Origin of the sequence: Mesorhizobium sp. Root554, assembly GCF_001427025.1 — a bacterium.
Lineage (GTDB): Bacteria > Pseudomonadota > Alphaproteobacteria > Rhizobiales > Rhizobiaceae > Mesorhizobium.
Genome location: NZ_LMGA01000001.1, coordinates 1,956,552 through 1,973,768 on the forward strand (window position 1 = coordinate 1,956,552; position 17,217 = coordinate 1,973,768).

16 protein-coding genes are annotated in these 17,217 nt (G+C 64.2%); 9 read left to right on the forward strand and 7 right to left on the reverse strand.

Features of this window, described 5'->3' with window-relative positions; all coding sequences use genetic code 11:
* Nucleotides 1–4: 4 nt before the first annotated feature.
* A complete protein-coding gene (locus ASD44_RS09465; RefSeq protein WP_056110974.1) occupies nucleotides 5–1,888 on the reverse strand; it encodes an ABC transporter ATP-binding protein in 1,884 nt (627 codons plus the stop codon).
* Nucleotides 1,885–3,771: an ABC transporter ATP-binding protein gene (locus ASD44_RS09470; protein WP_056110975.1), complete on the reverse strand. Its 1,887-nt coding sequence runs from the start codon at nucleotides 3,769–3,771 to the stop codon at nucleotides 1,885–1,887. Before ASD44_RS09470 ends, ASD44_RS09465 begins: the two co-directional genes overlap by 4 nt.
* 386 nt (nucleotides 3,772–4,157) lie before the next feature.
* Between ASD44_RS09470 and ASD44_RS09475 the strand changes: the two genes are divergently transcribed.
* A complete protein-coding gene (locus tag ASD44_RS09475) occupies nucleotides 4,158–4,616 on the forward strand; it encodes a tRNA (cytidine(34)-2'-O)-methyltransferase (protein WP_056110979.1) in 459 nt (152 codons plus the stop codon).
* A 156-nt stretch (nucleotides 4,617–4,772) separates the two neighbouring features.
* Nucleotides 4,773–5,216 (forward strand): redox-sensitive transcriptional activator SoxR, encoded by a 444-nt coding sequence (soxR, locus tag ASD44_RS09480; protein WP_056110981.1) that lies wholly within the window; start codon nucleotides 4,773–4,775, stop codon nucleotides 5,214–5,216.
* Here the strand turns inward: soxR and ASD44_RS09485 are convergent.
* Nucleotides 5,213–5,470, reverse strand: a complete 258-nt coding sequence (locus ASD44_RS09485; protein ID WP_056110982.1) for a hypothetical protein — start codon at nucleotides 5,468–5,470, stop codon at nucleotides 5,213–5,215. The two genes, soxR and ASD44_RS09485, sit on opposite strands and share 4 nt — an antisense overlap.
* Before the next feature lie 99 nt (nucleotides 5,471–5,569).
* Between ASD44_RS09485 and hemF the strand changes: the two genes are divergently transcribed.
* The 3 genes from hemF (at nucleotide 5,570) to ASD44_RS09500 (ending at nucleotide 7,398) form a co-directional block, all read left to right on the forward strand.
* A complete protein-coding gene (gene hemF / locus ASD44_RS09490) occupies nucleotides 5,570–6,484 on the forward strand; it encodes an oxygen-dependent coproporphyrinogen oxidase (RefSeq protein WP_056110984.1) in 915 nt (304 codons plus the stop codon).
* 241 nt (nucleotides 6,485–6,725) lie between these two features.
* Nucleotides 6,726–6,986 (forward strand): DUF1344 domain-containing protein, encoded by a 261-nt coding sequence (locus tag ASD44_RS09495; RefSeq protein WP_056110986.1) that lies wholly within the window; start codon nucleotides 6,726–6,728, stop codon nucleotides 6,984–6,986.
* A 226-nt stretch (nucleotides 6,987–7,212) separates the two neighbouring features.
* Nucleotides 7,213–7,398 (forward strand): DUF1059 domain-containing protein, encoded by a 186-nt coding sequence (locus tag ASD44_RS09500; protein ID WP_056110988.1) that lies wholly within the window; start codon nucleotides 7,213–7,215, stop codon nucleotides 7,396–7,398.
* Here the strand turns inward: ASD44_RS09500 and ASD44_RS09505 are convergent.
* The 3 genes from ASD44_RS09505 to ASD44_RS09515 are packed head-to-tail and all read right to left on the reverse strand — an operon-like array spanning nucleotide 7,395 to nucleotide 9,915.
* The gene (locus ASD44_RS09505) at nucleotides 7,395–8,651 is read right to left on the reverse strand and encodes a CCA tRNA nucleotidyltransferase (RefSeq protein ID WP_056110990.1); all 1,257 of its coding nucleotides are present in this window, start codon (nucleotides 8,649–8,651) and stop codon (nucleotides 7,395–7,397) included. The two genes, ASD44_RS09500 and ASD44_RS09505, sit on opposite strands and share 4 nt — an antisense overlap.
* A complete protein-coding gene (locus ASD44_RS09510; protein WP_056110992.1) occupies nucleotides 8,648–9,286 on the reverse strand; it encodes a CoA pyrophosphatase in 639 nt (212 codons plus the stop codon). Before ASD44_RS09510 ends, ASD44_RS09505 begins: the two co-directional genes overlap by 4 nt.
* Nucleotides 9,286–9,915: a DUF1285 domain-containing protein gene (locus tag ASD44_RS09515; protein WP_056110994.1), complete on the reverse strand. Its 630-nt coding sequence runs from the start codon at nucleotides 9,913–9,915 to the stop codon at nucleotides 9,286–9,288. The genes ASD44_RS09510 and ASD44_RS09515 overlap by 1 nt, the downstream gene beginning before the upstream one ends.
* A gap of 133 nt (nucleotides 9,916–10,048) precedes the next feature.
* On the opposite strand from ASD44_RS09515, the gene ASD44_RS09520 reads away from it, so the two are divergent.
* Genes ASD44_RS09520 through ASD44_RS09535 form a run of 4 tightly spaced genes read left to right on the forward strand, consistent with a single transcriptional unit; the run spans nucleotide 10,049 to nucleotide 16,872 of the window.
* Nucleotides 10,049–11,053 (forward strand): MoxR family ATPase, encoded by a 1,005-nt coding sequence (locus ASD44_RS09520; protein ID WP_056110996.1) that lies wholly within the window; start codon nucleotides 10,049–10,051, stop codon nucleotides 11,051–11,053.
* Complete coding sequence (locus ASD44_RS09525; RefSeq protein ID WP_056110997.1) at nucleotides 11,053–11,970, forward strand: DUF58 domain-containing protein; 918 nt, start codon at nucleotides 11,053–11,055, stop codon at nucleotides 11,968–11,970. Before ASD44_RS09520 ends, ASD44_RS09525 begins: the two co-directional genes overlap by 1 nt.
* Complete coding sequence (locus ASD44_RS09530; RefSeq protein ID WP_056110998.1) at nucleotides 11,967–14,786, forward strand: DUF4159 domain-containing protein; 2,820 nt, start codon at nucleotides 11,967–11,969, stop codon at nucleotides 14,784–14,786. Before ASD44_RS09525 ends, ASD44_RS09530 begins: the two co-directional genes overlap by 4 nt.
* Before the next feature lies 1 nt (nucleotide 14,787).
* Nucleotides 14,788–16,872, forward strand: a complete 2,085-nt coding sequence (locus ASD44_RS09535) for a hypothetical protein (RefSeq protein WP_056110999.1) — start codon at nucleotides 14,788–14,790, stop codon at nucleotides 16,870–16,872.
* Between the two features lie 3 nt (nucleotides 16,873–16,875).
* Here ASD44_RS09535 and clpS read toward each other — a convergent pair whose 3' ends face one another.
* Nucleotides 16,876–17,211, reverse strand: a complete 336-nt coding sequence (clpS, locus tag ASD44_RS09540; RefSeq protein WP_244478744.1) for an ATP-dependent Clp protease adapter ClpS — start codon at nucleotides 17,209–17,211, stop codon at nucleotides 16,876–16,878.
* Between the last annotated feature and the right edge of the window lie 6 nt (nucleotides 17,212–17,217).

Here is a 17,217-nt window from a genome sequence, read left to right on the forward strand (position 1 = left end):
ATCCCTACTCCGCCGGCCTCGTTTCCTCGAGCGGGCTTTCCTCGTTGAACAGGAAGCCGCCGGATTGGCGCTTCCAGAGCCGCGCGTAGAGACCGTCGAGCGCGACCAGTTCGTCGTGCGTACCTTCCTCGACGATTCTGCCCTGGTCCAGCACCACGAGCCGATCGAGGGCTGCGATGGTGGAGAGCCGGTGCGCGATGGCGATGACGGTCTTGCCTTCCATCAATTTGTGCAAATTGTCCTGGATGGCCGCCTCGATGTCGGAATCCAGCGCCGAGGTCGCCTCGTCCAGCACCAGGATGGGCGCGTTCTTCAGGAAGACGCGGGCGATCGCCACCCGCTGCCGCTGCCCGCCGGAAAGCTTCACGCCGCGCTCACCGACATAGGCGTCATAGCCGGCGCGACCGTTGTTGTCGCGCAGCGACAGGATGAACTCATGCGCCTCCGCCCGGCGCGCGGCCGCCATGATCTCGGTTTCCGTGGCATCCTGCATGCCGAGCCTGATGTTGTCGCGCAGCGAGCGGTGGAACAACGCCGTTTCCTGGCTGACCACGCCGATATTGGCGCGCAGCGAATTCTGCGTCACCTGAGCAATATCCTGTCCGTCGATGACGATCTCGCCGCCTTCGAGGTCGTAGAGCCGCAGGATCAGATTGGCGAGCGTCGTCTTGCCGGCGCCGGAGGGGCCGACCAGCCCGACCTTCTCGCCGGGGCGGACGACCAGATCGATGCCGTCCAGCACGCCGAAGCCCTTGCCGTAGTGGAAGGTGACGTCCTTGAACTCGATGCGCCCGCCGGCGACGTCGAGTTCCTTCGCGTCGGGCTTGTCGACGAGGCCGAGCGGCTGCGAGATCAGCGCCTTGGAATTTTCCAGCACGCCAAGGTTCCGCAAGATGCTGTTCAGTTGCATCATCAAGCGTCCGAGCAGCATGTTCAGCCGCAGCACCAGCGACAGGGTGAAGGCGACGGCGCCGACGGTGATCAGCCCCTCCACCCAGAGATAGACCGAGAAACAGGCAATGGCCGTGATCATCACGCCAGACAGGATCGTCAGCGCCGTGCGCACGCCGGTCAGCCGGCGCGTGAAGGGAAGCAGCGCCCCGAGATAGATGTCGAAGCCGCTGCGGATATAGCGGTCGTCGCCGTCGGCTGCGAAGAGCTTCAGCGTTTGAACATTGGAGTAGGAATCGATGATGCGTCCGGTGATCATCGAACCCGCTTCGGCGGTCGCCTCCGCGTGCTTGCGGATCGCCGGCAGATAGATTTTGGCCAGCACGGCGAACGCGACGATCCACACGACCACCAGGATAGCCAGACGGATATCCAATCCACCCACCAGCGCCAGTGTGGTGACCGTGTAGACGATCATGAACCAGATGACCTCGATGAAGCTTTCCATCAGGTCGCCGGTTGCTTGCCCCGCCTGCCAGACCTTGGTGGCGATACGACCGGCGAAATCGTTCTGGAAGAAGGTGTAGGACTGGCGCGAGACATGCCGATGCGCCTGCCAACGCACAAGATTGGAAAATCCGGGCGTGATCGTCTGCTGGTCGACAAGGGCCGACAAGGTCACCACGATGGTGCGCAGGACCAGCACCACCACGATCATGAAGACGATTTCCCAGCCGGCGGCATCCCACAAGGCGTCCCAGCTGCGCTCGGCGGGAAGCTGGTCGAGTATATCGACCAGACGCCCGACGAAGTAGAAAAGCCCGGCCTCTATCAGCGGCGCGATCCCGCCAATGACCAGCATCAGGAAGAACGCGCCCTTGGCCTGGCCGACATAGTGCCAGATGAAGCCTGCAACCGGAAAAGGCGGCCTCAGATTCGCGGGTTCCCGGAACGGATAGACCCAGTTCTCGAACCAGCGATAGATGCCGTTCATCATTCCGCGGCTTCTTCCCTCACATCCGCCGCCATGCGGGCGGCAGGCTCGTGCGGCTCGTCATGCAGCAGGAAACCGCCGGACTGGCGTTGCCACAGCTGCGCATAAAGTCCGCCGCGCTGGATGAGCGCGTCGTGCGTTCCTTCCTCCAGAACACGGCCCTGATCCATGACGATCAGCCTGTCCATTGCCGCGATCGTCGAGAGCCGGTGCGCGATGGCGATCACGGTCTTGCCTTGCATGAGCTTGTAGAGATTTTCCTGGATGGCCGCTTCGACTTCTGAATCTAGGGCGGAGGTTGCTTCGTCAAGGATCAGAATCGGCGCGTCCTTCAACATAACGCGAGCGATGGCGATGCGCTGCCGCTGCCCGCCGGAGAGCTTCACACCCCGTTCGCCGACATGGGCGTCGAAGCCCTTGCGGCCCTTCGCATCCGCCAGCCCGGCGATGAAATCGGTCGCTTCCGCCCGTCGCGCCGCTTCCAGCATCATCTCCTCGCTGGCATCCGGCCGGCCGTAGAGAATGTTCTCCCGCACCGAGCGATGCAGAAGCGACGTGTCCTGCGTGACCATCCCTATCGCGCCGCGCAGCGAATCCTGCGTGACGGCGGCGATGTCCTGCCCGTCGATGACGATGCGGCCGGATTCGATGTCGTAGAAGCGCAGCAGCAGGTTCACCAGCGTCGACTTGCCGGCACCGGAACGCCCGACAATGCCGACCTTCTCGCCCGGGCGCACCGACAGCGACAAATCCTCGATGACGCCCTTCTGCTTGCCATAGTGAAATCGGACATTCTCGAAGGCGATGCCGCCCTGCGCCACTTCGATATCCGGCGCGCCGGGCATGTCCTCGACCACGCGCGGCAGTGAGATCGAACCGATGCCGTCCTGCACGGTGCCAATGTTCTCGAACAGGCCGGAAACTTCCCACATGATCCACTGCGACATGCCGTAAAGACGCAGCACCAGGCCGATCACCACGGCGACCGCGCCGACCGTCACCGTTCCGTTCAGCCACAGGCCAATGGCCAGCGCACCAACGCTCAGCAGCAGCGCCGAGTTCAGCGCGTAGACGACGATGTAGAACTTGCTGATCAGCCGTCCTTGCGCGTAGGCCGTCTGCATGAATTCGGCCATGCCCTGCCGCGCATAGTCCGACTCGCGCCGGCCATGCGAGAAAAGCTTGACGGTCTGGATGTTGGTATAGCTGTCGACGATGCGCCCGGTCATGATCGAGCGGGCGTCGGCTTGCGCTTCGGACACCTTGCCAAGACGCGGGATGAAATAGCGCAAAGCGAACAGATAACCGACAAGCCACAAGGCCATCGGAGCCGCCAGCCGCCAGTCGGACGAGCCGACGATGATCAGGATGCCGAGGAAATAGACCACGACATAGTTCAGCACCTCGGCGAACTTGATGACGGTCTCGCGCACGGCGAGCGCGGTCTGCATCAGCTTGGTTGCGATGCGGCCAGCAAATTCATCCTGGTAAAAGATCATCGACTGCTTGAGCAGGTAGCGGTGCACCTGCCAGCGGATGCGCATCGGGTAATTTCCGAACAGCGTCTGATAGGTGTTGAGCGATGAGAAAACCACCAGCGTTGGCAGGAGGATGGCAATCACCGCCACCATGCCGGCCAGCTTCCACCATTCCGTCTGCAGGAATGTCTCGCGATTCTGCACCGACAGCCAGTCGACGATATGGCCGAGGAAGCCGAACATCCAGACCTCGATCATGGCGATCATTGCCATCAGGACCGCAGCCAGCAGCACGAATGGCCATGCCGGCTTGGTGAAATGCCAGCAAAAGCCGAGCAGCGTATTCGGCGGCTCTACCGGCTCCTCGAGCGGAAACGGATCGAGCCTTTTTTCGAACCAGCGGAACATCGTCTAGAACCTTGTGTCGGATGACGCCGCAGGGGCGCCTGAAATCGGGATTGCGGCGGGCGATTGAAATCGCCCGGTTTTGCACGAGACAGCGGCCATGCACCTTCGAAAAGCAAAGGCTTGGCGACCTGCCCGAATATGCTTCGCAATATGCTTATTGTGTCAGTTGAAGCGTCGAACCGGTTGCCGCGTTCAGGCAGCAAGCCATGGCGTGGGGCGTGAAATGTCTACGGTCATCATGAAATCCATATCCGCCTCCGTGGGTTCGAGTTGACAATGCCGGCCCTATACACGCATTCGAAACCAATCGCCACCCGGATATCGAGGAACCGCTTGAGCCAGGAACGTCGTGTGACCGATCCGCCACGCACGAAAAGCACGTGGAAATGAACGACCGTCTCCGCGTCGCCCTCTACCAGCCGGATATCGCCGGCAATACCGGAACAATCCTGCGCTTCGCCGCCTGCATGGGTCTGGCCGTCGATATCGTCGAACCGGCCGGCTTCGACCTGTCCGACCGCAACCTCCGGCGCGCCGGCATGGACTACCTCGAAATGGCGGCGCTCACCCGCCACCTCGACTGGAACGCCTTCGAGCAGCACCGCCACGCGGCGGGGCGCCGGCTGGTGCTTCTGTCCACCAAGGCCGTCCAGCCCTATACGGACTTCGCCTTCCGCCCTGGAGACACGCTGTTGTTCGGCCGCGAATCGGCCGGCGTGCCGCAGCCGGTCCATGATGCCGCCGATGTCGGCCTCGTCATTCCGATGCAAGGTTCCGCGCGCAGCCTCAACGTCGCGCTGTCCGTGGCCATGGTCGCGGGTGAAGCCATCCGGCAACTCGCCTAGCCGCAACGCTGCCGCGCCGGCTGTCCACGGCGCCTCCACGGCGTCCTGCCAACGGGCGAATCTTTCAAACATGCACATCGTCTTGTCCTGCCATTGCAAGGTTCGGACGCCTTCGCTACAACCTCAATATAAGTTGAGGTCAAGCGAGAAAGTCTGATGGTCGCTTCAAGGGAACTGACGGTAGGCGACGTAGCGATGCGCGCCGGCGTTGCCGTGTCGGCGCTGCATTTCTACGAAACACGCGGATTGATCCGATCGCACCGCACCTCCGGCAACCAGCGCCGTTATGACCGCGAGGTGCTGCGGCGCGTTGCCATCATCAAGGTCGCCCAGGATGTCGGCATTTCGCTTGCCGATATTGGCGCGGCTCTTGATTCTTTACCTGAAGGCCGCACCCCCACCAGGGAAGATTGGAATCGTCTTTCAACGGCTTGGCGCAAAGACCTCGACAACAGGATCACCCGGTTGAAGAAGCTGCGGGACGGCCTGGACGACTGCATCGGCTGTGGCTGCATGTCGATCGACCGCTGCCCTTTGCGGAACCGCGAAGACAGGCTGGCTTGCGATGGACCGGGGGCACGCCGGCTTGCGGCGGGCTAATCCGCCGCCGGCAACCGCCTGATCGTGAACTCGATGACGTCGCCCGGGCGCTCGAACCAGCTTTCGATTGTCGTCCAGTAGGCCTGCTTCGGCCAACGGTCGAACCATTCCTTGGCCTTCAGCCGTGCATCGGTGCGTGGCAGCACGAAGGTCTCGCGCAAAAATCCATCGCGCGGCATGCGCTCGCGTTCGGCGCGGCTGCGGTCCAGCCTTTTCTTCAAGCCATCCAGCGGCGGTCTTGCCGGCGTGCGCAAGAAAGAACTCCTTGACCCTTGCGCTATTGAGATTAGGGATCGCGCCCGTAAAAGACGAGTCATTTATCGGGCCGACCGCGCCCGCGCGGAGACCGCATCTTGGAACGACCCGAAATACCGGCCGGCCTGCCCGCCGACATCGAAGACAGGAAGGCCGCGGCCAGGGCATGGTTCGAGGATTTGCGCGACCGCATCTGCGCCGGCCTCGAAAAGCTGGAGGACGATCTTTCCGGCCCCCAGGCTTCGTGGTCGCCCGGCCGGTTCGAGCGCACGCCCTGGCTTCGCGACGAGGGCAATGGCGGCGGCGGCATCATGTCGATGATGCATGGCCGCGTGTTCGAGAAGGTCGGCGTCCACACCTCGACGGTGCATGGCGAGTTCTCGCCCGAGTTCCGCAAGCAGATGCCCGGCGGCGAGGAAGACCCGCGCTTCTGGGCCAGCGGCATTTCGCTGATCGCCCATCCGTGGAACCCCAACGTGCCCGCCGTCCACATGAATACGCGCATGGTCGTCACCTCGCGGCAGTGGTTCGGCGGCGGCGCCGATTTGACGCCGGTTCTGGACCGGCGGCGCACGCAGGACGACCCCGACACGCTGGCCTTCCACCGCGCCATGCGCTTCGCCTGCGAGAAGAACGCCGGCGTCGCAGACCATCAGAAGCTGAAGGACTGGTGCGACGAGTACTTCTTCCTGCCGCATCGCAAGGAAGCCCGCGGCGTTGGCGGCATCTTCTTCGACTGGCTGCATTCGGACGCCGAAAAGGGCGGCTGGGCGGCCGACTTCAACTTCGTGCAGGATGTCGGACGCGCCTTCCTGGTCGTCTACCAGCATCTCGTGCGGGCCAACTTCAATGACAACTGGACCGAAGGCGACCGTGAGGAGCAATTGATTCGGCGCGGGCGCTACGTCGAGTTCAACCTCCTCTACGACCGTGGCACGATCTTCGGTCTGAAGACCGGCGGCAACATCGCCTCGATCCTGTCCAGCCTGCCGCCGGAGGTGAGATGGCCGTAAAATTTCGGTGAGCGGGATTTGAACCCCAATTCGGTCCCAATTGCAGAATTTTGGCAAGCTTTATGGCCGAAGAGCCGCAGAAAATTTTCTTTTTCGTCTAATATCTCGGGGTTAAAACAGGAATATTTCTTTGGCCGGGCTGGGAAGCGCCGGCGGTTTTGGACCGCGACCCGACGCGACCGGACGGCCCATGACGAAAGAGGCGTTTCCGATGAAACGCCTCCCATCAGGAGAGCCTGCCATGCGCAAGCTTGTTTTCTCGGCTGCGGCCATTGCCACCCTCGCCACCGTTTCCATCGCCAGCGCGGCGGTGCACCACACCACCGGCAAGGTCAAAACCTACGACGCGACGGCGATGAGCCTCATGCTCGAGGACGGAACAACCTTCACGCTGCCCAAGACCTTTAAGAACCCCGGCCTGAACGCCGGTGAGAAGGTCCGCGTCTCATGGGACATGAGCGGCAAGAACAAGGTTGCCGAGACCGTGAAGCTCCTGAAGTAGCAGCGGCGCTCGGCTTGCCGGTCAAAGGCGGAGCCAGGTCGGCTCCGCCTTTTTGCATGAGACAGTTCGATAAAAATGCGAGACGGTCCTCCGTCCAAAATTGCGCCAAAACAACGGGATGGAGCGGATTTGCATTTCGGTGGAACGATGAACCCCACGAACCGGCAACCGAATCCGCATATCTGTGTTATTCTTGACCTCAATCAGACGGAGGAAGGAGGAAAGCATGAAGGAATTTCACTGTGGATCGCTGGTCCCTGGCTGCGAGTGGCACACCCGCGCCGAGGACGAAGCTGAAGTCATGCGCCGTGCTGTCGAGCATATGCGCGAAACGCACGGCGAAACCATCATTCGCGAGACGATGATCGAAGCGATCCGCTCGCGAATCGAGAAGGTCCGTGACGCGGCCTAATCCCTGAATCTGGCGGCGCGCTCGATCAGCGCGCCGCGATCGAGCGCGAACCCCGACTCGACCCATTCCTGTTCCAGCGCCTTCAGCGCCTTCCCAAGCCTCGGTCCTGCTTCCATGCCGACATCGACAGCCTTGAGCGGGAATATCGGCTTCTCCCACGCTGATGCATAGGCCAGCAGCCGCGAATAGCCGCCGGCCTCCATCATCGCCGCATCGTTTTCAGCCGCTCGTGCGCGCGCACCGGCAAGTGACAGACGCAGCCGATCCAGCACGCCCCGCCGATCTCCCAGATATAGTGTTTTCGCCAAAGCCGTTTCGGTCGATTTCGCTTCGACCGCCGGCGTCATGGCCCAGCGCTGCAGCCGTTGCGTCTCGTCCGTCGATAGCTTGAGACGCTCTCCCAGCGCCTTCATCCGCGCCGGATCGGGCGGCACCATGGCCTCGAGCCTCAGCAAGGCTTCTGCCGACCAACCGAAATCCGCCTCGGCCCTGACCAGACCATGGATGGCGTCGATCCCCCATTTCTCGCTTTCTGGCAGGATGCTGGTCAGCACGCCGGCCTGTCGCATCCACAGCAGCGCCCGCGACGGGTCCGGCGCCGAAAGCAGTTTTTTCAACTCCGACCAGACCCGCTCGGCCGAAAGCCTTCCCAGGCCCTCCTTCAGCCGCGCGCAGGCCTTGAGGCCTTCCGCGTCCGGGCGTCCGTCGCCGAACCAGGCAAAGAAGCGGAAAAAGCGCAATATGCGCAGGTAGTCCTCGCGGATACGCGTCTCGGCATCGCCGATGAAGCGCAGCCGCCGGGTTTCGAGATCGGCGATGCCGCCAACCAGATCCACGACCGTGCCGTCAGCCTCGGCATAAAGCGCGTTGATGGTGAAATCGCGCCGCTCTGCATCGGCCTGCCAGTCGCGCCCGAAGGAAACCTTGGCCCGGCGGCCGTCGGTCTCGATATCGGCGCGCAGCGTCGTCACCTCATACCCCTTGCCGTGTGCGACGACGGTGACGGTGCCATGTTCGATGCCGGTCGGGATCGCCTTGAAGCCTGCGGCTTCGGCGCGCCGCATCGTCTCGTTGGGCAGCGCCGTGGTGGCGATGTCGACATCGGCGACCGGTTCGCCCAACAGCGCATTGCGCACCGCGCCGCCCGCCACGCGCGCCTGCTCGCCATCCGCCGACAGGATCGTCAGCAGTTTCTGCAGGTCCGGCCCGTTCAGCCAGTCCGCCTTGCCGGCAAGGGTCACGGGAGCGCTCAAGCATAGAGCCTTTCATAAACGGTGCGGATGATGCCCGCCGTGACGCCCCAGATGCGCCGCCCTTCATAGGGCATGTCGTAGAAAAACCATTCCAGATCGTGAAAGACCCGGCTGTCGCGGCTGTGGTTGGCCGGGTCCATGAGAAACCGTAGCGGCACCTCGAACACGGATTCTACTTCGTCGCCATTCAGTTTGAGCACGAAGCCGGGCCGTATCACCGCCAGCACCGGCGCGATCCGGTAGCCCGAACCGGTCACATAGTCGGGCATCCGGCCGGCTATGTCGATGAAATCGGCCTCAAGCCCGATCTCCTCATGCGCCTCGCGCAGCGCGGCCGCCTCGGGCGACGCATCGGTGGCGTCGATGTGCCCGCCCGGAAATGCGATCTGGCCGGTGTGGCTGCGCAAGGTTTCGGCCCGCTTGGTCAGGATCACGCTGGCTTCGTCGCCGCTGTCGACCACGGGGATGAGAACGGCCGCGTCGCGCAGCGCACCCTCGCGCAGGAAGAGACGCGGATGCCCCGGATTGAACCGATGATCGCCATAAGGCTCAATGTCGTCGCCGAAATCGGCCTGGGCGGCGGCGCGCGCCCGGAAATCGGCGGCGGAAAATGGAATGACGGTCTTCTGGTCCATCAGTTGGCAAGCTTTTCCAATCGATCCGCCGGCATGATCGGGTAGACCTCGTTGTTCGAGCGCACGGCGAACATGCGCCGCCCGTCGACATCGACCTCTTCGCCGTGCTCGACCAGTTCGTACATGACCGGCCGCGACAGCAGCGCCTCCAGCCGACCACGCACCAGCACGTAGGGCTTAAGGCCGCCAGTTTCCGGCTCGTCGACGAACCGCAGCGGATGCTCCGCCCCGGCCTCGACCACATCGCCGACATTGGTGCGAAAGGTGATGATCTGGCCTCCACCCCGGCCTGAAATGTCCATCTCGACAGCGATGAACGGCGCGTCCTCGACGCGGATGCCGACCCGCTCGACCGGCGTGACGAGATAGGTCTTTCCGTCCGCATCCTTGCGCAGCACGGTCGAAAAGAGCTGCACCAGCGGCATCCGGCTGATCGGCGTGCCCATATAGAACCAGGTTCCGTCCCGGCGGATTTCCATGTCGATGTCGCCGCAGAATTTCGGGTCCCAGCGCTCGACCGGCGGCAAGCCCTTGCCGGCGCGCGCCGCACGCGAAATCAGCGCCTCCAGTCCGCGCGCATCGCCGGCCCCGGTAAGGCTGTCTTTGCTATGTCCGATGTCTTCCGCCATGGTCACGAAATAGTCACTGTTGACGCGCTTGTCAGCCGCAGTCTGTGATTTAAGTTTCTACAAGGTGCCGCCAGGTGCGAATCGCGGCGCGTTCGGCGCGGCCGGTATTTTCCAACACAGAGGATCGACCTGCATGAGCGTGATCGTCAAGGAAAGCCCGATCGACGAAAAGCAGATGATCGCGCAGGCTGAAAAAGCGCTGGCCGACATCTCCCTGGTTCGCGACGGCGTTGGCCGGGTCATCTTCGGACAGGAAAGCGTCGTCGAACGTACACTGGTGGCACTGCTGGCCGGCGGCCATGCGTTGCTGGTCGGCGTGCCCGGCCTGGCGAAGACGAAGCTGGTCGAGACGCTCGGCATCGTGCTCGGCCTCGACACCAGCCGCGTCCAGTTCACGCCCGACCTGATGCCGTCCGACATCCTGGGTTCCGAGGTGATGGAGCAGGATGAAAACGGCAAGCGTTCCTTCCGCTTCATCTCCGGACCTATCTTCACGCAACTGCTGATGGCCGACGAGATCAACCGCGCTTCGCCGCGCACCCAGTCGGCGCTGCTGCAGTCGATGCAGGAATATCACGTCACTGTCGCCGGCGCGCGCCACGACCTGCCGGCGCCCTTCCATGTGCTGGCAACGCAGAACCCGCTGGAGCAGGAAGGCACCTATCCATTACCGGAAGCGCAGCTCGACCGTTTCCTGATGCAGATCGACATTCTCTATCCCGAGCTCGAAGCCGAACGGCGCATCCTGCTGGAAACCACGGGCGTCGATGAGGCGCGGGCCGCCAACGTTCTCGACCCAGCCCGGCTGAAGGACATCCAGAATCTGATCCGCCGCATGCCGGTGCCGGAAAGCGTTGTCGAAGCCATTCTCAACCTTGTCCGCTCGGCCCGTCCGGGCCAGGGCAATGCCGACACCGACAAGCACGTGTCATGGGGTCCCGGCCCGCGCGCCAGCCAGGCGCTGATGCTTTGCTCCCGCGCCCGCGCGCTTTATGACGGACGGCTGGCGCCCTCGGTCGATGACGTGCGTGCGCTGGCCGAGCCGGTTCTACAGCATCGCATGGCTTTGACCTTCGCCGCTCGCGCCGAAGGCATGAGCGTTCGCGACGTCGTGGGCAAGCTCGTGAAGGGTATTTGATGGCGCATATCGGCGAGGCGCAGGCACCGGTCGGCACACGCGACGCGCTTGCCCGCGGCCGGCTCCGGGCTTCGCTGGTGCCAGACCTGCTGGTCGAGGCGCGCCGCATCGTCAACACCGTCATGGCTGGCTGGCACGGCCGTCGCAAGCGCGGCATCGGCGAGAATTTCTGGCAGTTCCGGCCCTACGTCGAAGGCGAGGCCATTGCCAACATCGACTGGCGGCGTTCGGCGCGCGACGACCACACCTATGTGCGCGACCGCGAATGGGAAGCCGCCCATACGGTCTGGCTGTGGGCCGACCCTTCGCCTTCGATGCTCTACAAATCCACCGGCGCGACCGTGTCGAAGCAATCGCGCGCGCTGGTCATCGTGCTTGCCATGGCCGAACTGCTGTCGCGCAGCGGCGAACGCATCGCTTGGCCCGGCGTCACCGACCCGTTCAGCGCCCGCAACGGCGCCGAGCGGATCGCCTCGCATCTTGCCCATGCCACCGCGCTGCCGGCCAAGCCGGACCTTTCCGCGATAAGGCGGTTTTCCGATATCGTCATCGCCAGCGACTTCCTCGATCCCGTCGGGGAAACCATGCAATGGCTGGATGTTCTCGCCCGCCACGGCGTGCGCGCCCATCTGGTCGAGATCGCGGATCCAGCCGAGGAAAGCTTCCCCTATTCCGGGCGCACCGAGTTCACCGACCCTGAAACCGGCGAAAAGCTGACGGCAGGACGCGCCGAAATGCTGGGCGATGAATATCGCAATCTTTACAGCGCCCGCCGCGCCGAACTGGCCGCATGGTGCAAACAGCTTGGCTGGAGCTATACCGTCAATCATACAGATCGGCTCGCCTCCGAGGCGCTGGTGCGACTCCATCTGGCTTTGACCGCCGAAGGCCCCAGCGGCAGAAGGACCGCCGCGTGAGCTGGCTGCCGCTCTCCTTCGGCGCGCCGATGGTCCTGTGGGGCCTGCTGGCGCTGCCCGTCATCTGGTGGCTGCTCAGGCTGACGCCGCCGAAGCCGCAGACGGAAGTATTCCCGCCGCTCAGGATCCTGGCGCGCGTGCTGAAGCGCGAGGAAACGCCGCAGCAAAGCCCATGGTGGCTGACGCTGCTGCGGCTGCTGATGGCGGCGCTCATCGTCGCCGCCCTTGCCGAACCGGTCTTCAACCCACGCGAAAAACTGTCGACCGAGGGCGAGGCGCTGGCGCTGGTCATCGACAATGACTGGGCGAGCGCGGACGATTGGGAGCGCCGTGTCGCCACCGCGTCACGGCTGATCGCCGATGCGGAACGCAATTCCGTACCGGTGCTGCTCGCCTTCACCGCGGAAAAGCCCAACCAGCAGATCGGCCCGTTCAGCGCCGCCGAGGCGCGCGACCGGCTGAACGCGGTCAAGCCGCGGCCGGTGCCGGCGGATCGCCGCGAAATCTACGCCCGCGTCGGCGAGGCTTTGCGCGACCTGCCGCCGGCGACCGTCGCCGTGCTGACCGACGGGCTTGCGGCTGACGGCGACGAGGCCGCCTTTTCTGCGATGATGACGAAGCCGCCGGCCAACTTCATCTGGGGCACGCCACAAAGGCTGGATACGATAGGACTGACCGCCGCGGACAACGGGTTCGACCGGCTGACGATTTCCGCCGTGCGCGCATCGTCGAACGCTACCGGCCCCGCCAGCATGAGCGCCGGCGCCTTTGACGACAAGGGCCGCCGCATCGGCGACGCCGCGATTGCCTTCCGTCCGGGCCAGACCATAGCCACTGGCGATTTTGTCGTTCCGTTCGAACTGCGCAACGATTTCGCTTCGATCGCGCTCGATGGCGTCGCCAGCGCCGGCGCCGTCCGCGTGCTGGACGAAAGCGCCAAGCGCCGCCGCATCGGCCTGCTTTCGGAAACGCCGGTGGACGAGGCGCGGCTTCTGCTCTCGCCGCTCTACTACATCCGCCGCGCCATGGAGCCCTTCGCCGACATTGTCGAGCCGACAAGCCCGGCCATAAGCGAGGCCATCCCGCAATTGCTGCAGCAAAAGCCGGCGGTGATCGTCATGGCCGATGTCGGGACCGTGCCGGAACCCGCCCGGACAGCGCTGGTCGAATGGATGGAAAATGGCGGCACGCTTTTGCGCTTCGCAGGCTCCCACCTGCTGAGTGCCGGCGACGACAGCGAGTTGCTGCCAGTCATCCTGCGTCGAAGCGAGCGCAGCCTTGGCGGCGCGCTTTCCTGGACCGAGCCGCAGCCTGTCGGCGAATTCCCGGCCAATGGCCCGTTTTCCAGCCTGCCTGCCCCAACCGACGTGACGGTGACGCGGCAGCTTCTGGCCGAGCCGACGCCCGATCTCATCGACCATACATGGGCGACCCTGGCCGACGGCACGCCGCTGGTGACCGGCGACAGGCGCGGCAAGGGCATGGTGGTGCTGTTCCACGTACCGCCCGAGGCGACATGGTCGAACCTGCCCATATCGGGCTCTTTCGTGGAGATGCTGCGCCGCATCGTACAGCTTTCGCGCAACCAGGGCGCGGTTGCGGCAGCGCCGCAGAGCCAGACTGCCTCGCTGGCGCCCTACCGCATGATTGATGCCAGTGGCGCAATCGTTCCACCCGGCCCCGATGCTCGCCCGCTCATGGCGGGGCAAGCAGCGGTGACGGTGGACAATCCGCCCGGCCTCTATGGCAGCGAGGAAGGCGTCGTGGCGCACAATCTGCTGGCGGCCGAACAGGCGCTGACCCCTATTGTCCGGCCGCAACTGACCATTCCTGTGGCCGACCTGCATTACTCGCTCGACGAAGCCCGCGACCTGAAGGGGCCGCTGGTCGCCGCCGCCATCCTCCTGATGGTGCTGGACACCCTTGCCGTGTTCTGGATCGGCGGACTGTTCTCGCGCTGGAGACGCCGGCCGCGCATGGCGGGAACGACAGCCGCCCTGCTCGTCATGGCCGCCATCTCGTTCGGACATGTGGATACGGCGCGCGCCAACGACGCCAAGCCAGGCGACGCCGAAGCCATCGACGCCATCAACCAGACGCGCATCGCCTATGTCATCACCGGCGAGCCGGGCGTCGATTCCATCAGCCGCGCCGGCTTGGAAGGCCTGCGGCGCTTCCTGATCGAGAAGACAGCGCTTGAACCGGGCGAACCGGCAGGCGTCGATATTTCAAGGGATGAGCTGTCCTTCTATCCGCTCATCTACTGGCCGATCGATCCCGCCGCGCCGGAGCCTGATACCGCCGCCATGGCGCGGGTCGAGGCCTATATGCAGCAGGGCGGTACGGTGCTGTTCGACACCCGCGACCAGTTCTCCACCGGTTTCGGCTCTGATTCCGCCAGCCCGGCGACGCAGCGGCTGCGCTCTCTTTTGTCGACGTTGAGCGTACCGCCACTTGAGCCGGTCCCGTCGGACCATGTGCTGACGAAGTCCTTCTTCATCCTCAATGAGTTTCCCGGACGCTTCAACGGCAGCCCCCTCTGGATCGAGGCCTCTCTCGACGCCAGCAACACCGACAATCGCCCCGTCCGCACCGGCGACGGCGTCAGCCCGATCATGATCACCGCCAACGACATGGCGGGCGCCTGGGCCATCGACGCCAATGGCGAGCCGCTTCTGCCAACCGTGCCGTCCGATCCGATGCAGCGTGTCTACGCGATGCGCGCCGGCGTCAACATTGTCATCTACATGCTGACCGGCAACTACAAGTCCGACCAGGTTCACGTGCCGGCCCTGCTGGAAAGGCTGGGGCAATAGGATGACCTGGTCGCTTTCCTTCGAACCGCTGCTGTCCCTGCCCTGGCTCGTCGCCGTGCTGGCGCCCCTGACGCTGCTGGCGCTGGCCGGCTTGTGGCTGCGCCAACGCGGCTCGGTATTCAGGTTCGCCGCCCTTGTGGCGCTGGCGGCGGCGCTGGCAAATCCCGTTTTCCTCAGCGAAGAGCGCGACCCGCTGAAAAGCGTCGTCGCGGTCGTCGTCGACCGCAGCCAGAGCCAGGAGATCGGCGAGCGCACGAAACAGACCGACGCCGCGCTGGCCGAACTGAAACAGCGGCTCGAGCGCGTCAAACAGTTTGACGTTCGCGTCGTCGAGGCGGGCAAGGCCGGCGCGGCCGAGGAGCGTACCGAAACACGGCTGTTTTCGGCGCTGGACGGCGCCTTGCATGACGTGCCGCCGTCACGCGTCGCCGGCGGCATCCTCATCACCGACGGGCAGGTCCACGACGTTCCCTCCGGAACCGGCGAGTTCAATGCGCCGCTGCATGCCCTCATCACCGGCAACGACCAGGAAAAGGACCGGCGCATCCAGTTCGTCAAGGCGCCGCGCTTCGGCCTTGTCGACAAGCCGCTGGACATGACCTTCCGCGTCATCTCCACCGACAATTCAGCCGACCCTGTCGACGTGCGCGTTTCGGTCAATGGCGAGCAGGTCGCGGTGGAGCGCGCCACCATCGGCCGCGAAATGCCGCTGCAGGTGACGCTTCCGACAGCCGGACGCAACATCGTCGAGTTGGCCATCGACAAGCAGGAAGGCGAACTGACCGACACCAACAACCGGGCCGTGGCGCTGATCGACGGCATCCGCGAGAATTTGCGCGTGCTGCTGGTCTCGGGTGAGCCGCATGCCGGCGAGCGGACATGGCGCAACCTGCTCAAGTCGGATGCCTCAGTGGACCTTGTCCACTTCACCATCCTGCGTCCGCCGGAAAAGCAGGACGGCACGCCGATCAACGAATTGTCGCTGATCGCCTTTCCGACGCGCGAGCTGTTCGTCGAGAAGATCAAGGATTTCGACCTGATCATCTTCGACCGCTACCAGCACAGCGACGTGATGCCGATCCTCTACTACGACTACATCGCCGAATATGTCGAAAAGGGCGGCGCGGTTCTGGTCGCCGCCGGACCGGAATATGCCAGCGAAAGAACGATTGCCCGCACCCCGTTGATGTCGGCGCTGCCGGCGATGCCCGATGGGAATGTGATCGACAAGGCCTTCTATCCGCGACTCACCGAACTCGGCCAGCGCCACCCCGTGACGCGCGGACTGGAAGGGTCCGGCACGGAGCCGCCGCACTGGAGCCGCTGGTTCCGCACCATCGGCGTCGAAAACCCGGAGGGCGAAGTGGTCATGAAGGGCGCCGACGACCGCCCACTCCTGGTCCTCGACCGCAAGGGCGAAGGCCGCGTCGGCATGCTTTTGTCCGACCAAGGCTGGCTGTGGGCGCGCGGCTACGAGGGCGGCGGCCCTCATGTGCAACTCTACCGCCGTGTCGCCCACTGGCTGATGAAGGAGCCCGAACTGGAAGAGGAGCGGCTGACGGCAGACGGTCGCGGCATGACGCTCGAAATCCGCCGCCAGACGATGAGCGACGATCCAGGATCGGCGCAGGTCATCACCCCTTCCGGCAAGGCGCTGACCGTGAAGCTCGCCAGGTCCGAGCCCGGCGTTTTCACCGGAGCTGTCGAAACAAAGGAGATCGGCCTCTACCAGGTCGGCAACGGCAATCTGACCGCACTGGCCCACGTCGGTCCGGTCAATTCGCCGGAATTCGCCGACGTGGTCTCGACGCCGAACAAATTAAGACCAGCAGCCGCCGCCACCGGCGGCAGTGTGCGGCGAGTCGCAAGCTCGACATTGGGTGGCCTCGGCGACGGCGTCTCGGTGCCGTCCATCGTTCCCATACGCGCCGGCGGCGAAGCGTCCGGCAACGACTGGATCGGCCTGCGCACCACCAACGACAGCGTGCTCAAATCCGTCTCGCGCGTGCCCTTGTTCGGCGGCTTCCTCGGCCTCGGCCTGCTGCTGCTGGCGATGGGCTCGATGTGGTACCGCGAAGGCCGTTAAAGCCTATTCCTCCGGTTCCGTCGTGAACATCAGCGGATAGCCCTTCGCCTTGGCCGCATCGATGGCGCGCGTGGCTTTGGTTTCAGCGACGTCGCGCGTGAACACGGCCACCACGCAGACACCCCTTCGATGCGCCGTAATCATCACCCGATTGGCCTGATCCTCGCTGAGGCGGAACTCGCCTTTCAACACGGTGACGACGAACTCGCGCGGCGTGAAATCGTCATTGACGAGGATGACCTTGTAGAGCTTTGGCCGCTCGGTCTTCGGTTTGACCCTGGTTCTCGGCTTGACGACATTGTCGCCGTTTCCGGCCATTCGCGGACCGCTATCGTTCATGACCAA